Origin of the sequence: Streptococcus sp. CF7_Ac1-12, assembly GCF_024295905.1 — a bacterium.
Lineage (GTDB): Bacteria > Bacillota > Bacilli > Lactobacillales > Streptococcaceae > Streptococcus > Streptococcus mitis_AP.
In genome coordinates this window covers 1-20,369 of the sequence record NZ_JANCPG010000014.1, presented here as the reverse complement: position 1 = coordinate 20,369, position 20,369 = coordinate 1, and the positions used below count along the sequence as shown (strand labels likewise).

The window sequence follows — 20,369 nt, the reverse complement described above, 5'->3', positions numbered from 1 at the left end:
CCTTTAGGTAATATTCTAATCCAACGCCTTGACTTCCAGCATCATATCACGAATCTGAGCTGCTAGTTCAAAGTCAAGCACTTCAACTGCTTCTTGCATTTGTTTTTCGAGTTTCTTGACAAGCTCTTTGCGCTCTTGTTTGTTGAGGCTATTGATGTCAACTTCCTTGTCTTCTTCCTTAGCAACTGCCTTGGTCACAGCAATCAGGTCACGGATTTCTTTCTTGATTGTCTGAGGCACAATACCGTGTTCTTCATTATAGGCCATCTGGATTTTCCGACGGCGGGCAGTTTCATCGATGGCACGTTGCATAGACTGGGTAACCGTGTCCGCATACATGATGACATGGCCTTCACTGTTACGGGCAGCACGTCCAATGGTCTGGATGAGACCACGTTCGTTACGAAGGAAACCTTCCTTGTCAGCATCGAGAATCGCTACGAGGCTCACTTCAGGAACGTCAATCCCTTCACGGAGCAGGTTGATTCCGACCAAGACATCAAAGACACCCAAGCGCAGGTCACGGATAATCTCCGTCCGTTCCAAGGTCTTAATATCCGAGTGCATGTACTTGACCTTGATACCCATTTCCTTGAAGTAGTCGGTCAAGTCTTCTGCCATTTTCTTGGTCAAGGTGGTAATAAAGGTACGTTCGTTCTTTTCAACACGGGCATTGATTTCACCTAAGAGGTCATCAATCTGTCCCATTGTCGGACGTACTTCCACCTCAGGATCCAATAGCCCTGTCGGACGAATGATTTGCTCAATCACTGTCTCGGTCTGTTCATTTTCATAGTCACCTGGTGTCGCTGAAACGTAAACAATCTGATGTACATGACTTTCAAACTCTTCACGGCGAAGAGGACGATTGTCCAAGGCTGACGGCAAACGGAAACCATAATTAACCAGCATTTCTTTACGCGAACGGTCTCCATTATACATACCTTTTATTTGTCCCATAGTCATGTGACTCTCGTCAATCATAATCAAGAAATCATCTGGGAAGAAGTCGAGAAGCGTGTAAGGAGGCTCACCCTCACTCCGTCCATCCATGTGACGTGAATAGTTCTCAACCCCGTTGGTATAGCCCATCTCACGCAACATTTCGATATCATACTCTGTCCGCTGTTTCAAACGTTGGGCTTCAAGCAATTTACCTTCCTTCTCAAAGATAGCTAGTTGCTCTTCTAATTCTGCTTGAATCTTGGCAATGGCAACTTCCATGTGGTCGTCATTGGTCACAAAGTGAGTCGCAGGGAAAATCGCTAAATGATCCACTTCTCCCAAGACCTGACCTGTCAGCGCCTCAACCTCACGGATACGGTCAATTTCGTCTCCAAAAAATTCTACTCGAAAGGCGTGTTCATCACGGGAAGCTGGGAAAATCTCCACCACATCCCCACGTACACGAAATCTGCCGCGTTGGAAATCAATATCATTTCGCTCAAACTGAATATCAACCAAGTCATTTAAGAGTTTATCACGAGAAATTTCAAGACCTGGACGGAGACTAACGACACTATCAGCGTATTCTTTGGGCGAACCCAAACCATAGATACAAGAGACTGAAGCTACGACAATAACATCATTGCGCTCCAAAAGGGCTGAAGTCGCTGAGTGTCGGAGCTTATCAATCTCGTCATTGACAGAACTATCCTTCTCAATATAGGTATCGCTTGAAGGTACATAGGCCTCAGGTTGGTAATAATCATAGTAAGATACGAAGTACTCAACAGCATTTTCAGGGAAAAATTCCTTAAACTCCCCATAGAGCTGGCCTGCTAGAGTTTTATTGTGGGCGATGACCAGAGTTGGTTTATTGACTTTGGAAATGACCTGACTCATGGTATAGGTCTTCCCTGTTCCAGTCGCCCCCATCAGAATCTGAGCTTTTTCTCCCCCCTCGATATTATCAACCAACTGCTTGATAGCTTGGGGTTGATCTCCTGATGGTTGATATTTTGATACTAGTTTAAATTGATTGTCTGTAATGCGATTGATCATAAGAATCCTCTCTCCATGTGCTATTCCTATTTTAGCATACTTATAGCATTTTCACGAAGAAAAGGACGGACCGAAGTCACATCCTTTCATTTTCTTTCTTTAATTGGTAAGCGAGATAGACAATCAAAAGTAACAAGACTAAACTTGTCATGATAGAACCTTCAATCCCAAAAAATCCTCCTGATAGCCAGCCTTGATTGCCTTGTGGTAAAAAGGTCATCAATGACGTTCCTGATGGTTGACCACTAACTAAAATCCCAAAAAGATTTCCCTGAGCAAAATTCCAGGCGCCATGAATACCTGCAACACCCCAAACTGTATCTGTTTTGAGGAGGTAAAGTGACATAGCAACTCCGAATAAAAAGAGATTCACTAGAGATAAAGGTGTAAGACCAGAATTCCCAGCATGGAGCAAAGCAAAGAATAGGCTAGATATAAGAACAGCAAGTTTTAAATTGGTTCTTGAAGCCAATTGAGGAAGGAGCCAAGCACGGGCCACCACTTCTTCTGTTGTCCCCTGTAAAATCCAAAATGGAATGGTAAAAATGACAAAGACAAGCGAGTAAAGATTTAAGTGAATGGATTCCAAACGATATTGCCCCAAGGCTACTAAACCTAACAAGGTCAGAAGAAAAAGTGCCAAACCTAAGCCAAATCCTTTAAGGAGATTGCTGAGGAAATTCTCTCTATAAAATCCCAAAGTTCGAATAGGTCTTTTCTCAACTTTTCTAGTCCATCTGAACACAGTGTTGAGTATAAAACCAAAGGCCAGTAAATCTAAAATTAAATGAAAGTCACTTGTTTTATCCATCAAGCTCTGATGCAAGGTCTGCAAGTAGGTTGCAAGATTTTGACCAGCCTCTCCAAAATTTCTAGCAAGTCCGATGAGAGCTAAGAAACTAATACCATAAAGAGTATAAGCCACAAATTCCCCTATGAAGACAAAAGCAAAGGCTAACAAGGGGCTTGTGTAAATGTTTAAACTCATTTTAGAAGTTTGGAAGTCTTTAAAAATTCTTTTGTTCTTCATATCCCTGTCCTCTTTTCTTCTACTATATACTATTATTATAGCACTTTGTGGTAGCAGTTCAAGAAAGAAATAAATAGCTTTTATGTTATATCTTCTAACATAAAAGTCCCTAGATTTGCATTTTTTTGTTTTTTCTGATATAATGGGAAAATATTCGGAAAAGGAGACTAAAAATGAAGAAAAAATTTCTAGCATTTTTGCTAATTTTATTCCCAATTTTCTCATTAGGTATTGCAAAAGCAGAGACGATTAAGATTGTGTCTGATACCGCCTATGCACCTTTTGAGTTTAAAGATTCAGATCAAACTTATAAAGGAATTGATGTTGACATTATCAACAAAGTCGCTGAGATTAAAGGATGGAATATTCAGATGTCCTATCCTGGATTTGATGCAGCGGTAAATGCGGTTCAAGCTGGTCAAGCTGACGCTATCATGGCAGGGATGACAAAGACTAAAGAACGTGAAAAAGTCTTCACCATGTCTGATACTTACTATGATACAAAAGTTGTCATTGCAACTACAAAGGCACACAAGATTAGCAAGTACGACCAATTAACTGGCAAAACCGTTGGTGTTAAAAACGGAACTGCTGCTCAACGTTTTCTTGAAACAATCAAAGATAAATACGGTTTTACTATTAAAACATTTGACACTGGTGATTTGATGAACAACAGCTTGACTGCTGGTGCTATCGATGCTATGATGGATGACAAACCTGTTATCGAGTATGCCATTAACCAAGGTCAAGACCTCCATATTGAAATGGATGGTGAAGCTGTAGGAAGTTTTGCTTTTGGTGTGAAAAAAGGAAGTAAATACGAGCACCTGGTGACTGAATTTAACCAAGCCTTGGCTGAAATGAAAAAAGATGGAAGTCTTGATAAAATCATCAAGAAATGGACTGCATCATCTTCTTCAGCAGTGCCAACTACAACGACTGCAGCAGGTCTAAAAGCAACTCCTGTTAAAGCTAAATACATCATTGCCAGTGATTCTTCTTTTGCACCTTTTGTGTTCCAAAACTCAAGTAACCAATTTACTGGTATTGATATGGACTTGATTAAGGCAATCGCTAAAGACCAAGGTTTTGAAGTTGAAATCACCAACCCTGGTTTCGATGCCGCTATCAGTGCTGTTCAAGCTGGACAAGCTGATGGTATCATTGCTGGTATGTCTGTTACAGATGCTCGTAAGGCAACTTTTGACTTCTCAGAATCCTACTACACTGCTAATACTATCCTTGGTGTCAAAGAATCAAGTACCATTGCTTCTTATGAAGATTTGAAAGGGAAGACAGTCGGTGTTAAAAACGGAACCGCTTCTCAAACCTTCCTAACAGAAAATCAAAGCAAATACGGTTACAAAATCAAAACCTTCGCTGATGGTTCTTCAATGTATGACAGTTTAAACACTGGTGCCATTGATGCCGTTATGGATGATGAGCCTGTTCTCAAATATTCTATCAGCCAAGGTCAAAAATTGAAAACTCCAATCGCTGGAACTCCAATCGGTGAAACAGCCTTTGCCGTTAAAAAAGGAGCAAATCCAGAATTGATTGAAATGTTCAACAACGGACTTGCAAACCTTAAAGCAAACGGTGAATTCCAAAAGATTCTTGACAAATACCTAGCTAGCGAATCTTCAACTACTTCAACAAGCACTGTTGACGAAACAACTATCTGGGGCTTGCTTCAAAATAACTACAAACAGCTCCTTAGCGGACTTGGTATCACTCTTGCTCTAGCTCTTATCTCATTTGCTATTGCTATTGTTATCGGGATTATCTTCGGTATGTTTAGCGTTAGCCCCTACAAATCTCTTCGTGTGATCTCTGAGATTTTCGTTGACGTTATCCGTGGTATTCCTTTGATGATTCTTGCAGCCTTCATCTTCTGGGGAATTCCAAACTTCATCGAGTCCATCACAGGCCAACAAAGTCCAATTAACGACTTTGTAGCTGGTACCATTGCCCTATCACTCAATGCTGCTGCTTATATCGCTGAAATCGTTCGTGGTGGTATTCAGGCCGTTCCGGTTGGCCAAATGGAAGCCAGCCGAAGCTTGGGTATCTCTTATGGAAAAACCATGCGTAAGATTATCTTGCCACAAGCGACTAAATTGATGTTGCCAAACTTTGTTAACCAATTCGTTATCGCTCTTAAAGATACAACCATCGTATCTGCTATCGGTTTGGTTGAACTCTTCCAAACTGGTAAGATTATCATCGCCCGTAACTACCAAAGTTTCAAGATGTATGCAATCCTTGCTATCTTCTATCTTGTAATTATCACACTTTTGACTAGACTAGCGAAACGCTTAGAAAAGAGGATTCGTTAATGGCAAAATTAAAAATTGATGTAAATGATTTACACAAGCACTATGGAAAAAATGAGGTTCTAAAAGGAATCACAACTAAATTCTATGAAGGAGATGTTGTTTGTATCATCGGTCCTTCAGGATCTGGTAAGTCGACCTTCCTCCGTAGCCTTAATCTTCTAGAAGAAGTTACGAGCGGTCACATCACTGTGAACGGCTATGACTTAACTGAAAAAACAACCAACGTTGACCACGTTCGTGAAAATATCGGAATGGTGTTCCAACACTTTAACCTCTTCCCTCATATGTCTGTATTGGACAACATTACTTTTGCTCCTATCGAGCACAAGTTGATGACTAAGGAAGAAGCTGAGAAATTGGGAATGGAGTTGCTTGACAAGGTTGGGCTAGCAGATAAAGCTAATGCTAACCCAGATAGCCTATCAGGTGGTCAAAAACAACGTGTGGCCATCGCTCGTGGACTAGCAATGAATCCAGACATCATGCTCTTTGATGAACCAACTTCTGCCCTTGACCCTGAGATGGTTGGAGACGTACTAAACGTTATGAAGGAATTGGCTGAGCAAGGTATGACCATGATTATCGTAACCCATGAGATGGGATTTGCCCGTCAAGTTGCTAACCGAGTTATCTTTACTGCAGATGGCGAATTCCTTGAAGACGGAACACCTGATCAAATTTTTGACAACCCACAACACCCACGTCTGAAAGAGTTCTTGGACAAGGTATTAAACGTCTAAACGCAAACTGTAAGGATTTCCTTGCAGTTTTTTTCTATCTCGTATTGGATTTTTTGATTTTTAGGAAAATTATGTTAGAATTAAGTTTATGAAATGAGGTTTCCTCATACCTAGCAAGACTAGGAATAAAATAGAAATTAGGTAGCTAGATGTCATCTAAGGTTATTGTTACAATTTTCGGTGCGAGTGGAGACCTGGCTAAACGCAAGCTCTACCCTTCCCTTTTTAGACTATATAAATCCGGCAATCTTTCCGAGCACTTTGCAGTCATTGGAACTGCTCGTCGTCCTTGGAGCAAGGAATATTTTGAATCTGTTGTAGTCGAATCGATCCTTGATTTGGCAGATAGTACCGAACAGGCTCAAGAGTTCGCTAGCCACTTCTACTATCAAAGTCACGATGTCAATGATACAGAACACTACATTGCTTTGCGTCAATTGCAGGCTGAACTAAATGACAAGTATCAAGCTGAACACAACAAGCTCTTCTTCTTGTCTATGGCGCCTCAATTCTTTGGAACTATCGCAAAACACCTCAAGTCTGAAAACATTGTGGATGGTAAAGGTTTTGAGCGCTTAATCGTTGAAAAACCATTTGGTACAGATTACGCAACTGCAAGCAAGTTGAATGACGAGCTCCTAGCAACATTTGACGAAGAACAAATTTTCCGTATTGACCATTATCTTGGTAAGGAAATGATCCAAAGTATCTTTGCAGTTCGCTTTGCAAACTTGATTTTTGAAAATGTTTGGAACAAGGATTTTATCGACAATGTTCAAATTACTTTTGCAGAGCGCTTGGGTGTAGAAGAACGTGGTGGCTACTATGACCAATCTGGTGCCCTCCGCGACATGGTACAAAACCATACACTACAACTGCTTTCTCTCCTTGCCATGGACAAGCCAGCAAGCTTCACAAAAGACGAGATTCGTGCTGAGAAGATTAAGGTCTTTAAAAACCTCTATCACCCAACTGATGAAGAACTTAAAGAATACTTTATCCGTGGTCAATACCGCTCTGGTAAGATTGATGGCATGAAATATATCTCTTATCGTAGCGAGCCAAATGTAAATCCAGAATCAACAACTGAAACCTTTGCATCTGGTGCCTTCTTTGTAAACAGCGATCGATTCCGTGGCGTTCCTTTCTTCTTCCGTACTGGTAAACGTCTGACTGAAAAAGGAACTCATGTCAACATCGTCTTTAAACAAATGGATTCTATCTTTGGAGAACCACTTGCTCCAAACATTTTGACCATCTATATCCAACCAACAGAAGGCTTCTCTCTTAGCCTAAATGGGAAGCAAGTAGGAGAAGAATTTAACTTGGCTCCTAACTCACTTGATTACCGTACAGATGCGACTGCAACTGGTGCTTCCCCAGAACCATACGAGAAATTAATCTATGATGTCTTAAATAACAACTCAACTAACTTTAGCCACTGGGATGAGGTTGGTGCATCATGGAAATTGATTGACCGTATCGAAGAACTCTGGGCTGAAAATGGTGCCCCACTTCATGACTATAAAGCTGGAAGCATGGGACCTCAAGCAAGCTTTGACTTACTTGAAAAATTCGGTGCTAAATGGACTTGGCAACCAGATATCGCTTATCGTCAAGATGGTCGTTTAGAATAAAAAAAATCCTGCAAGTTTGTGCCTTGCAGGATTTTTGCTTCTGATTAGATTAAGCCTTCTAAGAGACCCTTCATAAAGTTTTCTGAGTTAAACTCTCCAATATCATCGATTTTTTCACCAAAACCAATCAATTTTACAGGAATATTGAGTTCTTCACGGATGGCTAAAACAACACCACCTCGAGCAGTTCCATCAATCTTAGTCAAGACAATTCCAGTTAATGGCGTTATTTTTGAAAATTCTTTGGCCTGTACAAGAGCGTTTTGACCTGTTGATGCATCAAGTGCCAAGAAGGTTTCATGCGGAGCTTCTGGCACAACACGTTTGATGATACGACCAATCTTTTCTAGCTCGGCCATAAGGTTATCCTTATTTTGCAGACGACCTGCAGTATCGATCATGAGAATATCGATACCTTCAGATACGGCACGTTCCATGCCATCAAAGACCACACTGGCTGGGTCAGCTTTTTCAGCTCCAGTTACTACTGGAACATCTACACGACGGCCCCATTCTGCTAGCTGGGCTACTGCCCCTGCACGGAAGGTATCTGCCGCAACCAACATGACTTTCTTGCCAGCTTGTTTGTAGCGGTGGGCTAGTTTCCCGATAGAAGTTGTTTTCCCAACACCATTGACCCCGACAAAGAGCATGACTGTCAAGCCATCTTGGAAGTGGATTCTTTCATCGTAGTTGCCATCCTTTTCATAAAGCTCAACCAATTTCTCAATGATGACACGGCGAAGTGCGTCAGGTTTCTTGGCGTTTTCAAGCTTGGCTTCGTAGCGTAGCTCCTCTGTTAAGTTAGAAGCGACCTGGACACCAACATCACTCATAATTAGCAGTTCTTCCAGTTCCTCGAAAAATTCTTCATCAACAGAGCGGAAATTGGCAAAGAAGGCATTCAAACGAGCACCAAATCCTGTACGAGTTTTCTTGAGACTGCGGTCATATTTTTCCTGAACAGTCTCTTCTACTTGAGTCGTTTCTGCTTCAAGAACTTCAGAATTATTTTCTTCTACAGTCTCTAGGAGCTCCGTATTCTCTTCCTCTGTGACTTCTTCTGAGTTTGGAAATTCTTCTATTTCTTCTTGAGAAACTTCTACAGTTGGTTCTGAATCCAGACTTTCTTCAACTGTGTCTTGATTTTCCTCTTCTTGGAGCAGAGCTTCTTCAGAACTTTCAACTTCTGCTTCTTCATGAGGAAGTTCCTCAGCTTCTGTTAAGGCTGGCTCAACATCTTCAGACAAATCAAGATTTTCCAGAGCTTCTTTTACAACTTCTTCGATTTTAGGTTCTTCTTTTTTTCCGAATAGACGGTCAAACAATCCCATATCTTAGTTCTCCTTTAGCACATATTCTTCGATAGCCCAGGCGACAGCTTCCTCATCATTGGTCATTGGGGTCACCACATTTGCGACTGCCTTGACTTCAGGAACAGCGTTTTGCATGGCAACACCGAGCCCTGCCCATTCAATCATAGAAAGGTCATTGGCTTCATCACCACAGGCCATCACTTGGCTTTGGTCAATTCCAAGATGACTGATTAGTTTAGCCAAACCGGTTGCTTTGTGTACATTCTTTGGTGACCACTCTAGCAACATTTCACGTGATTTAAAGATTTCATATTGGTCAAACAATTCTGGTGAAATCTTTTGAATGGCTGCATCCAAGGGTTCTTGAGCAAAGGCAGTCACGCATTTATTGTAGGTCATTTGACTAGACAGGTCTTCAAAGTCAACTGGTACAAAAGTTAAAGCTGGATTGAATTTGGCATAAAGACTTTCTTGGTCCGATTGGATTTGATAAACAGTTCCTTCTGAGATGGCGTCAAGAGGCAGTGACAATTTCTCTGTTTCTTCATACAAGCGTGCCACATCATCATATGAAAAGACTGTTTTATCAAGGATTTCACCTGTATTTTTCTGAACCAAACCACCATTAAAGGTAATGGTATACTCATCTTCATGACCGTCAGTCCCCAACTCATGGAGAAAGAAATCCATAGCTTTTAAGGGACGACCAGTTGTCAATACAACTTTAATACCACGATCACGCGCAGCTTTCAAGGTTGCCTTGGTACGATCCGTCAGCTTTTTATCAGTAGTCAGCAAGGTCCCGTCCAAGTCCAATGCAATCAATTTTATATCTGCCATTATAAGCCCTCCATATAAGCTATAACCGACTGGTCTTTATGGTGACCAATCACAGTCTCTGCTAATTCTAAAATTTCTGGTCGTGCATTTTCAGGAGCTACAGGATATCCCACAACCTGCATCATATGCAAGTCATTTAGATTGTCTCCAAAAGCCAGAACCTGATCCATTGTGATACCAAGTTTTTTAGCTAATTCAACAATGGCCACACCCTTATCGACATAGTCCAGAACAATATCAATGGATTCAAAGCCAGTTGTCATGGCCTTAACACCAGGGACATTTTCGTTTACCCAAGCTTCCCCAGCTTCTAGCGTTTCTTCTGTGAAGTTGGTTGTAAATTTGAAAATATCATCTGTGATAGCTTCTAAACTCGCTACTTTTTGAATATTTTCATTATAGTGCTGACTCACTTTTAAATAGGTCTCATCAACCGTATCTAGAACATAAGCTCCCTTTTTTCCCGTCAAGAGCAGTTTATTGATATCTACATAAGGTGACGTTTTCAGCTTTTCAAAAGTTGATAGATAAAAGTCACGAGACATAGTCGCTTCATACAAGTCCTGACCTTGATACTCTACTAAACTGCCATTTTCCGCGATGAAAATAATGTCATCACGAACATCAGCAAATAATTTTTCTAGAGACAGAAATCCGCGCCCTGAAGCTACCGCAAAGTAAATCCCTTTTTCCTTATAGGAAGCTAAGAGAGACTTGAGACGATCCATATCAAAACGCCCATTCCCATCTAGGAAGGTTCCGTCCATATCCGTTGCTACTAGTTTAATTGTCATCCTTCAATACTTTCTAAATCTTTTAACTTCACCGAAACAATTTTTGAGACACCTGATTCTTGCATAGTCACTCCATAGATAGAATCAGCCGCTGCCATGGTTCCCTTACGGTGGGTCACAACGATAAACTGGCTGTCCTTGTCAAAGCGGTTGAGGTAATCCCCAAAACGCTTAACATTAGCTTCATCTAGTGCAGCCTCTACCTCATCCAAGATGACAAATGGGATAGTCTTAACTCGAATGATAGAGAAAAGCAAAGCTAGAGCTGACAGGGCTTTTTCACCACCACTCATAAGGTTAAGCGACTGGATTTTCTTACCTGGAGGTTGAACAGAAATCTCAACCCCAGCTGTCAGCAGGTCTCCCTCAGTCAAAATCAGGTCCGCCTGACCTCCGCCAAACATCTGCTTAAAGGTCACTTTGAAAGACTCACGAATAGCTTCAAAAGTGGTTTTAAAGCGTTCCTTAACCTCATCATTCATCTCTGTAATGGTTTCAAGGAGCAAATTTTTCGCTGACAAAATATCATCTCGCTGACTATTTAGAAAGTCCAGACGGTTGTGCACTTCTTCGTACTGGTCAATAGCTTCCAAGTTGACAGGTCCCAGTGAGCGAATAGCCTTCTCTAAATCCTTAACCTCTTGCTCTGCCAGATTGAGGTTTTCCAATTCATGTGCCTTTTCTAGTGCTTCAGTATAGCTAATCTGATACTGGTCTGTTAATTGACTTTGTAAATAGCGCAAGCGCTCGCTGACCTTCTCTTTCTTAGCTTCAGCACGTGTTTGCTTGCGAATCCACTCCTCATTCTGCTGGCGAGCCTGATCCAAATGACTTGCAATATCATCCAGTTGACCTTCAATATCATCCAACTCAAACTGCTTGCGAATCAGACCTTGTTGGAGGTTTGTTTTCTGCATTTTGGCTTCTTCGGCCTGTTGACTGAGCAAATCCGTATCAACTTTCTCAAGATTGTCAACCTTTTCTTGAAGAAGGCGCTGGATTTCTTCTTGCTCAAGATCAAGATTACTTAGTTCCTTACCTAAGCGTTCAATATCAGCAACTTCGTAACGTTTTTGCCCTTGCAGTTCTGTCTTAAGTAAGCGAGCTTGCGCTAGCTCTTCTTGCAAGTTCTGATAACGTTCTTGGATGGCATTTTTGTTAGACTTAATCTCTTCAATCTCAGCTTCCAGATTTTGCTTTTCATTGGCAATGGTAGCAAGGCGTGCTTGGCATTTTTCCTTATCTGCTTGCCAATCTCCGTCAGAAAGACGATCTAATTCCTCTTCTTGAAGTTTCCAAAGAGTTTCTAGTTCTTCAACTTGCTGACTGGTCTGCTGATAAGCGAGGGCCAAGCCCTGCTCCTGAATACGAGCCTGCTCTCCTTGAGATTTGATTTCTTCTAATCTTTCTGTCAATCTAGCCATCTCATCTTGCAAGGTCTTCAAAGACGCTTCTTCTGAACGAAAACTTGCTTCTTCTTCAGCAATTTCTTTTTGTAATTGCTCCAGTTCTGGCTTGATAAAAATGCTGTTATTCTGGCGATTAGCACCACCCGCATAGGAACCACCTGTGCGCAACTCTGTACCGTCCAATGTCACCATACGAACCTGATAACGAACCTGGCGAGCAGCTGCACGCGCATGTTCTACGGTATCAAAAATAGCCGTCGTAGCTAGCAAGTTCTTGAAAATAGCTTCCAGTCTAGTATCGAATGTCACCAACTCATCTGCCATACCCAGAAATCCTGGACTTGCAGCAATAGCATCTTGATTCTGACTAGAAATCGTACGCGCCTTGATAGTCGTTAAAGGAAGGAAGGTTGCACGACCAGCTCTATTTCGTTTGAGGAAATCAATCGCCTTGGTTGCCGCCTCTTCATCTTCTACGATGATATGCTGACTGCTGGCTCCTAGCGCAATCTCTAGAGCAGTTTGATAATGCACATCAAAGGCCAGGTGCTCACTAACTGCTCCAATAATCCCACCAAGGCGGTCTTTTTCTTGGAGAACACTCTTAACACCTGCATAAAAGTTACTATGATTTCTCAGGATATTTTCCAAACTTTGGGCTCTAGCTTGCTTGTTTTTGAGACTATCCAGACGGTCAAAAAGTTGACTTTGTTGAGCTTGATAGGAAGTTTTCTGCTCCTCTTGCTCCTTGGCACAGATTTGATAGTCGGCCAGTAATTTCTGAACCTGCTCCTTGGCAGTTTCAAGCTCTTCTTTTTGATGACTAGCCTTCTCTTTAGCTGTATCTAACTGTTCTTTCAGCTTTTCTAATTGATCTGCTTGTTTTTGAGAAAGCTGACGACTATTTTCCAACTCATTCTCAATACGGGTCAGTTGGTTTGAGACATCCGCTTCTTCTTGTAAAAGAGCTACAAAGCGTTCACGCAAGAGCTCAATCATCTGATCAGGATCATCTGAAAAAGCTAGTAATTCAGCTTCTAATCGATTCAGTTTTTGATTATTTTGAACTAGATTTTCATCTAAAAGTGCTAAAGAGCTTTCCTTATCAGATTTTTCTTTGCTGAGTGAATTTCTCTTATCCTCTAAAGCAGCCAAACGGGCTTGTGCTTCCTGTTGATTCAGGGCTACTTGCTCAGATTCTAGTTTCGACAGGGCTAATTTTCTCTCTAAATCACTAATCAGACTAGTCAAGTCCATCAAACTTCCTTGGTCTTTGGCCATTTCAGCCTGTAAATCTTGGCGTTGCTTTTTAAGAGTTTGATTTTCTTCCTCTAGTTTTTCACGCTTTTGGTAATAGCTAGTTAAGAGTTCCTGAACCTGAGCCAACTCTTCTTCTGTCGACTCTAGTTCAGCCTTATTATCCTTGATTTGAGCAACCAGCACGTCTAAATAAATAGCCTTGCGTTGACCTTCCAAATCTAAAAACTTTCGGGCATTCTCAGCTTGCTTCTCAAGAGGCTTTATTTGATTATCCAACTCGTAGATAATGTCCTCTAAACGATCTAGATTGTCCTGAGTTTGCTGCAGTTTGCTTTCTGTTTCTTTTCTGCGAGTCTTGTATTTCAAAACTCCTGCAGCTTCTTCGAAAATGGCACGACGTTCCTCAGGCTTGGAGTTGAAAATCTCCTCAACCTTCCCTTGGGAAATAATGGAGAAGGAATCTCGTCCCAAACCTGTATCCAAGAAAAGGTCATGAATATCACGCAGACGGACTTTCTTACCGTCAATCTTGTATTCGCTATCTCCGCTACGATAGATATGACGTTCGACCCTGATTTCTTGACCAGCATCCTTGATAAATCCGTCATGATTATCCAGAGTCACAACTACAGAAGCATAATTGAGCGGTTTGCGACTTTCTGTTCCAGCAAAGATGACATCCGGCATCTTGCCCCCACGGAGACTCTTGACACTGGACTCCCCCAAGGCCCAACGCAGACTTTCTGTAATATTCGACTTTCCAGATCCATTGGGTCCAACAACTGCCGTCACACCTTGGTCAAAGACGACCTTAGTCTTGTCAGCAAAAGACTTGAATCCCTGAATTTCGATTTCCTTTAAATACATGAATCCAGCCCTTTCTCAACGGCATTTTTGGCAGCTTCCTGCTCTGCTAATTTCTTAGAACGACCTTGACCTTGACCAATGCTCTTGCCTTCGACAAGAACTTCCACATCAAAGACCTTATCATGGGCAGGACCCGTTTCAGAAATAACCTGATAACGGATAGCCACATCGCCATTGACCTGAAGTAACTCTTGAAGATGAGTTTTGTAGTCTGTAATCATCTCAAACTCACCTGCTTCAACCTTAGGAATCATGACTTGATAGATAAATTCCTTGACCTTGGCCACATCCTTGTCCAAAAGGAGAGCACCAAGAAAGGCTTCGAAGGCATCACCAAGAATGGTGTCACGATTGCGACCACCAGATTTTTCTTCTCCTTTACCAAGTTTTATAAATTGGTCAAACTGGCAATCACGCGCAAAACCAGCCAAACTCTCCTCTCGGACAATCATGGCACGGAGTTTAGACAAGTCACCCTCAGGCTTTTTAGGATATTTTTTATACAGATATTCTGAAATCAATAACTGTAGAACAGCGTCTCCTAAAAATTCCAAGCGTTCATTGTGTGAAATTTTTAAGAGGCGGTGCTCATTGGCATAACTTGTATGAGTAAAGGCAGTTTCCAATAAGTTTTTGTCTGCAAATTCGATTGCAAAATGATTCTTTAGTACAGTTTGTAATTCTTTCATACCAACCTCTTTCTAACTGATAACAGTCCTTTTTATTATATCAAAAAAAGCCCCCTGAGTCACTTTAAAACGGGAGAAAACAAGAGACTAAAGGGAACTTATCGACTACTATTAAAATGGAAAAATATTAGAATAACGGGTAAAAGTTATTTACTTTAAGCTACCAGCCAAGGGAAATCGTTTCAAACTGACAACCTAAGCGTCGCAATTCTTTTTGACGATCCTCATAGTAGGGGAGGGAAATGCCTGTGATGGTCACATGGGGCAGGTCTTTCAAATGGAGGCTGACAGACGAGGTGAAGTGATAGACCTGAACGAACTCGTATTCTTGAAAGAGTTGGGCTAGAACATCTTCAAAGATCAGCTCCGTCTCCAAGTAAGTCACGTTTGGAATAGTGAAGGTTTCCTTTGGATGAGGCAGATAGAGATCAATTGCCAAAGCCTTGGCATAGGTACTGATAAAACGGATGGAGATCTGATCGTCCTCTTCAGAGAACTTTTGCCCCAACAGGACCTTGACCGTCTTACCATTTGAGACGGGTGCTTGTGGCAGGTCAAAAAAATGCTCCAGATAAACAAGCTTTTCTCTAGCTACGACATGGTAGTCACTGCGATAGAGGGTATAGTGCTTTTCCGTCCGCTCAATCAAGTCATCTCTGGTCAAGCCCAAAGGTCCCACCTGAATAGGTTGAAGAGGGAGGGCATACATTCCCAAAGGGTAAATATCCGCATAGCCATCATCAAAACTCATGAGGTGTTGGTAGGTCGAACTAGCAACCAAGTCCAGAATCAAGCTATTGTCAAAACTAGCATAAAAGATAGTGTCATAGTCGCCGGCAAGCTCCTGACAAATCTGAGCCAAGTCCTCTGCCGTCTGAGGATAGTGAGCATGGTCAAAATCCTTGGCATAATGCTCCTGACGGGCATTTTTGACAGGACTGACATAAAGGCTGACAAATTCCTGATCAGGATAGAGGCTCTTGATATGCTGGGCAATCTTGGCCTGCAAGGGCGTTGTGGCAATGATGAGGTGTTTCATTTCTTTGATTCTCCTAGGTAGTGATGGTGCAGCAAGGTCTCAACGACTTCAAAGTCCAAGGCATCGTCGATATCATAAGAATAGAGTTTGGGCATTTCATAGGCTACTGTCTTATCTGTGTAAAAGGTCTCGTCTCGTAGGTAACGGTCCTTGCGAGAAATCCAGATACTACCGTTAGGATAGTAATAGACAGGCTCTTTTTGCCGAGCATAGTGCTTGGAAACGTGAGGCGGGCGGATAAATGACGACTCCGCTAACTGCAAGAAAAGACTACGACTCTTGTCCGCCTTAACACAGGAAATCAAATGGTCGGCGCCAGACTGACAGTAGAGCTGGTAGGAATCGATAAGATGCTCCACCTCCCTCAAGGGTGAGGTCACCTGTAGATTCACAAAGACCTGCTCTTCTTCAAAGGGCTGTAAAAAGTCTCGTAAGGTTTCTAAACTAGAGGTTGTGGATAGGGCCAATTCTTTTGGTCTATGGACACAACGAATCTCTGGATAGGCTTGACGACAGAGTTCTAGATAGGCTAGTGAGTCTGATGAGATCCAGATTTCACTAAATAGCTTAGAAGCTAGAGCGACTTCGATGGTATAGAAAACCAAGGGTTTGCCTGCAAGCGGTTTGATATTTTTATCCACTAAGCCGCGTGAACCCGAACGGATCAAAATGACGGCTATGGGTTTAGATGTTGTTTTCATATAGTCTTCCTAGAAATGAGATAAACAGGGCAGATAGGGTAGTGATGATGCTATTTAACCAGGGATTAGGGTTGGCAAAAAGGCCACTGTAATGATAGAGAACCAAGGCTCCTAGACTAAAAACCAGATAGATTTTGGCTAACTGTAAGTTCGGTCTTTTGAGAAGTAAGACCAAGAGGTACAAACCACCTATCACACCTAGTGTCAAGCCCATAAAGCCGTTAATCCATTCGTAGATGGAGTAGATTTCTGCATTCATGAGCAAGAGGCAGAGGAGCCAGGACAGACCTGCTAAGACAAAGGATAGAATACTTGGCGACCAGCGAATCTTTGACCAAGCAAAATCCAACTTCAAGCAGGTCACGATTGCATTCATACTGGATGAAACTGTGGATTGGCCTGCTGCCAAGAGAGCCAGCATGATAAAACTGCCAAACCAAGGCGCCAGACCTTCCCGAGCGTAAGCAATGAGAACAGGATTGGTCGATGTGGTAGCAAAATTTTCCTGACGAATCAAGCAGCCAATCAGATACAGTAAACTAGCAATCCCAAAGGACAAAAGTCCCTGTATCCATAAGATTTTTCCAATCTTCTGACGCCCCATTTTGCTATTAAAACGTTGGACGATATCCTGCGAAGAAACGTAGGAAAACAAGCTACTAAAACCTGCTCCTGCAACTAAGATAAAGACCGTCTTCCCATCCAGCGTCTCTGCAAAGTGAGATAGCTGTTGACTGCTATTCACGACTAAACCAGATTGGGCAATTCTTGGTAGAAAGAGGGCCAATATAGCCAGTAGGACCAAGCCTTGAAAGAAGTCCGTCCACAGCACAACCAAGAGACCACCCCTTGCCAGATAATAGACCGTCAAGAGAAGGAGTAAACCTGACAAGACCAGCTGATTGATGAGGATAAAAGGCTCTAAGGCCTGAGACAACAAGTAGGTCACCACTGCTATTCGCCCCAACTGGTAGAGGATGAAAAGACCTGAGGCCAGTGAACGAATGCCAGTCGATTGAAACTTGTCCTCTAAAAGATGATAGGCTGTCTCATAGTTTCCCTTTTGATAGAGGGGCAGAAAATAGCGATGAGCTAGTGGAATGGCTAGAAAGATGCCACATTGGGCAAACCAGAGATAGGACCTGCCTGTATAGGCATTCCCCACCAGAGTCAGAAAGGAAATGGGACTGAGCAAGGTCGCAAAGACTGAGAAGGCCAAAACTGTCACTGGAACAGCTTTCTTAACCTGATAATAGTCCTCTTCGCTCCCTTTTTTCCAATAGGCAATCAAGGAAATCAAGCAGAAATAGAGCAATAGGGTGACTAGAATTCCCAACATCCTAGAAGTTCCTATCTAGTAGTTCGCGATAGCTTTGGGCCACTGTCCCTAGTGAATAGTGAGCCGCTAGGGCGATATTTTCTGCATTTGACTGGCGATAGCCCGTCTGCTCCATCTCTTCTATCTTTTGGATCAACTCTGATTTAGTTTTAAACAAGTTGATGGCATTGGACTGGCCAGCATAAAAACGATGAGCAATATCAACATCTGATAGCAAGGCTAGTAAACCATGGCTCAAAGCTTCTACACAGGCATTTGAAAATAACTCAGTATAACTAGCAGACAGATAGCATTGGTGCAGATGATAAGGCACTTCGTTAACGATACCTTTTAATTGAATTATTGGTGGAAGGTTATACTGATTCCGAAGTTGCTGTAATCTTTTTTCCGATCCACCATAAAAGGTAATATGAACATTTGAGCCGCGTTTATACAATTCCGTAAAAACTTCAATAACCAGATCAATATTCTTTATTTCCTCCATATGCCCTACTAAACAATAGTCTAAAATAGGACCAATATCTTTAACTTCCCCTTTCTTTTCTGTAAAAATGGGAGCTAAAAATCTCGCGTTATAATCTAGTTGACGCAATGATTCTGTTAGCGATTCACTTGCAACTAGATAGTTATTCTTTTTCCTTAAATTAGCATGTGATATATTCATTAAAACATTTGAATGAATCACTTCATAGTAATTCTTACCAGTGTTTTCCATATATCTCCATAGACTAGGCTTTGGTATACTTTGTTGATCGCGAATAATTAAGTCTGTATCCTGAGCTATATCAACCAAAAATTTGATAAGTAAATCTTCTTCAGAGTAAATAACTCCATCTTTTCGAAAAATATATTCAGGATAAAATAAAGAAACAGGAGAAGGTTCTATGAATGGGTCTATGAAACGTCCCTCGAGCGCTAAGTCTCCGTTTTTATGAAACCACTGTAACTCTTTTTTCTTAAAACTCTCAAACAGAAATGGACCACTTGTATAATAGTAACGACCTGAGCCATCTCCTAACGTAAGAGAAGAGACAAAACCATCTGCAGTGAGTTCAAGCGTATCACTATCTGATAAATTGAGAGTTTCAGGCTTAACCGATAAGGAATCATGCCCTATATCGGAAAAACTATGAGGAACACAGATTAATTCCTTTTCTAAAAATCCAAGTTTTTTTAAATCAGCTTTCCAGTCAGGTCTAACTTGAGGATTTGTCAGAAGATGGAGATAATCTATTCCTAGATATCTTGCTATACGTGCTCGATAAAACTGAGTAGTTTCAAAACCATATCTCTGTATTTCTGTAAAAGAATGAAGCGTAATAATTCTTGACATATTTCTCTCCCCTATTTTCATTTGACAAAAGTGAAAAATCTCCCCTCACAAAAGGGAGAAAAGATTTTTCATCTCTTAAAATTGAAGTTCTGATAGAGTTACTTTAAAATAATAATTTTCTATCAGTATCATCAAATCTCGATATAAAATAATTTCTTATAAAAATTCCAAATATAGTAGTATAGAATATTTTATTTAGAAGCTATTAAAAATCAAATCATGCTCAATAATCTATTTGAAAATAATTAAATAGATGCCCTGAATGATTACATAGATAACATAACATTGAGATTATTCTGATTCTTCTTTTTTCTTAAATAACCCTAATGCCAATCCTGTTACCATAGCTAGTAATCCCATAGTTGATCCATTAGTATCTTTTTCTGTACCAGTATTTGGTAGTTTTTCTTCTGATGTCTTTGATTCTGGCTGGATACTATTTGAATTTTCTGGTTTTGGTTCTGGCTTAGGCTCTGGTTTAGGCTCTGGCTTAGGCTCTGGTTTAGGCTCTGGTTTTGGTTCTGGCTTAGGCTCTGGTTTAGGCTCTGGTTTTGGTTCTGGCTTAGGCTCTGGTTTTGGTTCTGGCTTAGGCTCTGGTTTTGGTTCTGGCTTAGGCTCTGGTACGGCTTTTTCCAGAATGTAAACATAAGTGACTTCAAGAGTTTGACCTGCTACAACCTTGCCTGTTTCATCACCTTTAGTACTTTGAGGAACCAGTTTATATACTTTACCATCTGCTGTAGTTATGCTTGTTGGTTTTTGATCTCTTGTATCGTAGTCAGTTCCGGCTTTGGCATTATCAGTATCCGTAACCGTTGGAGTCACTGGTTGTTGATTTTCATTGGTTCCTTGAAGAGGATTGCCTTCTGTATCAACATAATGAACAAGGACTGAACCGGCTTTTTCATAGACATAGGTTACTTCTGTTGTTCCTTCTACTACGTCTCCTGTTTCAGGTTTAGAACCGTCTTTAAGAGCTTTTTCTGTTAAGTAGTAAACAATTCCGGATTTTTCGATTTTCTCTGGTTTATT

General features: G+C 41.4%; 15 protein-coding genes. 3 read left to right on the top strand and 12 right to left on the bottom strand.

Annotated elements, in window-relative coordinates; genetic code table 11:
- Positions 1-15: 15 nt before the first annotated feature.
- Positions 16-2,004, bottom strand: a complete 1,989-nt coding sequence (gene uvrB / locus NMM17_RS07475) for an excinuclease ABC subunit UvrB (RefSeq protein WP_254754171.1) — start codon at positions 2,002-2,004, stop codon at positions 16-18.
- A gap of 76 nt (positions 2,005-2,080) precedes the next feature.
- Positions 2,081-3,034, bottom strand: coding sequence for a CPBP family intramembrane glutamic endopeptidase (locus NMM17_RS07470; RefSeq protein ID WP_254754170.1), 954 nt, complete (start codon positions 3,032-3,034; stop codon positions 2,081-2,083).
- Between the two features lie 173 nt (positions 3,035-3,207).
- On the opposite strand from NMM17_RS07470, the gene NMM17_RS07465 reads away from it, so the two are divergent.
- The 3 genes from NMM17_RS07465 (at position 3,208) to zwf (ending at position 7,750) form a co-directional block, all read left to right on the top strand.
- Positions 3,208-5,373 carry an ABC transporter substrate-binding protein/permease gene (locus NMM17_RS07465; RefSeq protein WP_237446823.1) on the top strand — a complete coding sequence of 722 codons (2,166 nt, stop codon included), beginning with the start codon at positions 3,208-3,210 and terminating at the stop codon, positions 5,371-5,373.
- The gene (locus NMM17_RS07460) at positions 5,373-6,113 is read left to right on the top strand and encodes an amino acid ABC transporter ATP-binding protein (protein ID WP_001096315.1); all 741 of its coding nucleotides are present in this window, start codon (positions 5,373-5,375) and stop codon (positions 6,111-6,113) included. Before NMM17_RS07465 ends, NMM17_RS07460 begins: the two co-directional genes overlap by 1 nt.
- Before the next feature lie 149 nt (positions 6,114-6,262).
- Complete coding sequence (zwf, locus tag NMM17_RS07455; protein WP_024057956.1) at positions 6,263-7,750, top strand: glucose-6-phosphate dehydrogenase; 1,488 nt, start codon at positions 6,263-6,265, stop codon at positions 7,748-7,750.
- Between the two features lie 44 nt (positions 7,751-7,794).
- Here the strand turns inward: zwf and ftsY are convergent, their stop codons facing one another.
- From ftsY to NMM17_RS07405, 10 genes are all read right to left on the bottom strand, one after another.
- The gene (ftsY, locus tag NMM17_RS07450; RefSeq protein ID WP_000522340.1) at positions 7,795-9,084 is read right to left on the bottom strand and encodes a signal recognition particle-docking protein FtsY; all 1,290 of its coding nucleotides are present in this window, start codon (positions 9,082-9,084) and stop codon (positions 7,795-7,797) included.
- 3 nt (positions 9,085-9,087) lie between these two features.
- Positions 9,088-9,906 (bottom strand): Cof-type HAD-IIB family hydrolase, encoded by an 819-nt coding sequence (locus tag NMM17_RS07445; RefSeq protein ID WP_000763411.1) that lies wholly within the window; start codon positions 9,904-9,906, stop codon positions 9,088-9,090.
- Positions 9,906-10,700 (bottom strand): Cof-type HAD-IIB family hydrolase, encoded by a 795-nt coding sequence (locus tag NMM17_RS07440; protein WP_254754169.1) that lies wholly within the window; start codon positions 10,698-10,700, stop codon positions 9,906-9,908. The genes NMM17_RS07445 and NMM17_RS07440 overlap by 1 nt, the downstream gene beginning before the upstream one ends.
- Entirely contained in the window at positions 10,697-14,236 is a 3,540-nt protein-coding gene (smc, locus tag NMM17_RS07435; protein ID WP_254754168.1) for a chromosome segregation protein SMC, read from the bottom strand. Before smc ends, NMM17_RS07440 begins: the two co-directional genes overlap by 4 nt.
- Positions 14,227-14,925, bottom strand: coding sequence for a ribonuclease III (rnc, locus tag NMM17_RS07430; protein ID WP_000661487.1), 699 nt, complete (start codon positions 14,923-14,925; stop codon positions 14,227-14,229). Before rnc ends, smc begins: the two co-directional genes overlap by 10 nt.
- A gap of 160 nt (positions 14,926-15,085) precedes the next feature.
- On the bottom strand, positions 15,086-15,964 hold the full coding sequence (locus tag NMM17_RS07425; protein ID WP_254754167.1) for a glycosyltransferase family 52: 879 nt from the start codon (positions 15,962-15,964) through the stop codon (positions 15,086-15,088).
- Positions 15,961-16,665, bottom strand: coding sequence for an acylneuraminate cytidylyltransferase family protein (locus NMM17_RS07420; RefSeq protein ID WP_254754166.1), 705 nt, complete (start codon positions 16,663-16,665; stop codon positions 15,961-15,963). Before NMM17_RS07420 ends, NMM17_RS07425 begins: the two co-directional genes overlap by 4 nt.
- A complete protein-coding gene (locus NMM17_RS07415) occupies positions 16,649-18,004 on the bottom strand; it encodes a sodium:solute symporter (protein ID WP_084862132.1) in 1,356 nt (451 codons plus the stop codon). Before NMM17_RS07415 ends, NMM17_RS07420 begins: the two co-directional genes overlap by 17 nt.
- 1 nt (position 18,005) lies before the next feature.
- Positions 18,006-19,337, bottom strand: a complete 1,332-nt coding sequence (locus tag NMM17_RS07410; protein WP_049551233.1) for a glycosyltransferase — start codon at positions 19,335-19,337, stop codon at positions 18,006-18,008.
- 291 nt (positions 19,338-19,628) lie between these two features.
- Positions 19,629-20,369 (bottom strand): LPXTG cell wall anchor domain-containing protein (locus tag NMM17_RS07405; RefSeq protein ID WP_254754165.1); only part of this gene is annotated, 741 nt, incomplete at its 5' end.

Excerpts from the sequence above, each read along its gene's own strand:
- uvrB (WP_254754171.1), bottom strand. The coding sequence starts at position 2,004 with ATGATCAATCGCATTACAGACAATCAATTTAAACTAGTATCAAAATAT.
- NMM17_RS07470 (WP_254754170.1), bottom strand. The coding sequence starts at position 3,034 with ATGAAGAACAAAAGAATTTTTAAAGACTTCCAAACTTCTAAAATGAGT.
- NMM17_RS07465 (WP_237446823.1), top strand. The coding sequence starts at position 3,208 with ATGAAGAAAAAATTTCTAGCATTTTTGCTAATTTTATTCCCAATTTTC.
- NMM17_RS07460 (WP_001096315.1), top strand. The coding sequence starts at position 5,373 with ATGGCAAAATTAAAAATTGATGTAAATGATTTACACAAGCACTATGGA.
- zwf (WP_024057956.1), top strand. The coding sequence starts at position 6,263 with ATGTCATCTAAGGTTATTGTTACAATTTTCGGTGCGAGTGGAGACCTG.
- ftsY (WP_000522340.1), bottom strand. The coding sequence starts at position 9,084 with ATGGGATTGTTTGACCGTCTATTCGGAAAAAAAGAAGAACCTAAAATC.
- NMM17_RS07445 (WP_000763411.1), bottom strand. The coding sequence starts at position 9,906 with ATGGCAGATATAAAATTGATTGCATTGGACTTGGACGGGACCTTGCTG.
- NMM17_RS07440 (WP_254754169.1), bottom strand. The coding sequence starts at position 10,700 with ATGACAATTAAACTAGTAGCAACGGATATGGACGGAACCTTCCTAGAT.
- smc (WP_254754168.1), bottom strand. The coding sequence starts at position 14,236 with ATGTATTTAAAGGAAATCGAAATTCAGGGATTCAAGTCTTTTGCTGAC.
- rnc (WP_000661487.1), bottom strand. The coding sequence starts at position 14,925 with ATGAAAGAATTACAAACTGTACTAAAGAATCATTTTGCAATCGAATTT.
- NMM17_RS07425 (WP_254754167.1), bottom strand. The coding sequence starts at position 15,964 with ATGAAACACCTCATCATTGCCACAACGCCCTTGCAGGCCAAGATTGCC.
- NMM17_RS07420 (WP_254754166.1), bottom strand. The coding sequence starts at position 16,665 with ATGAAAACAACATCTAAACCCATAGCCGTCATTTTGATCCGTTCGGGT.
- NMM17_RS07415 (WP_084862132.1), bottom strand. The coding sequence starts at position 18,004 with ATGTTGGGAATTCTAGTCACCCTATTGCTCTATTTCTGCTTGATTTCC.
- NMM17_RS07410 (WP_049551233.1), bottom strand. The coding sequence starts at position 19,337 with ATGTCAAGAATTATTACGCTTCATTCTTTTACAGAAATACAGAGATAT.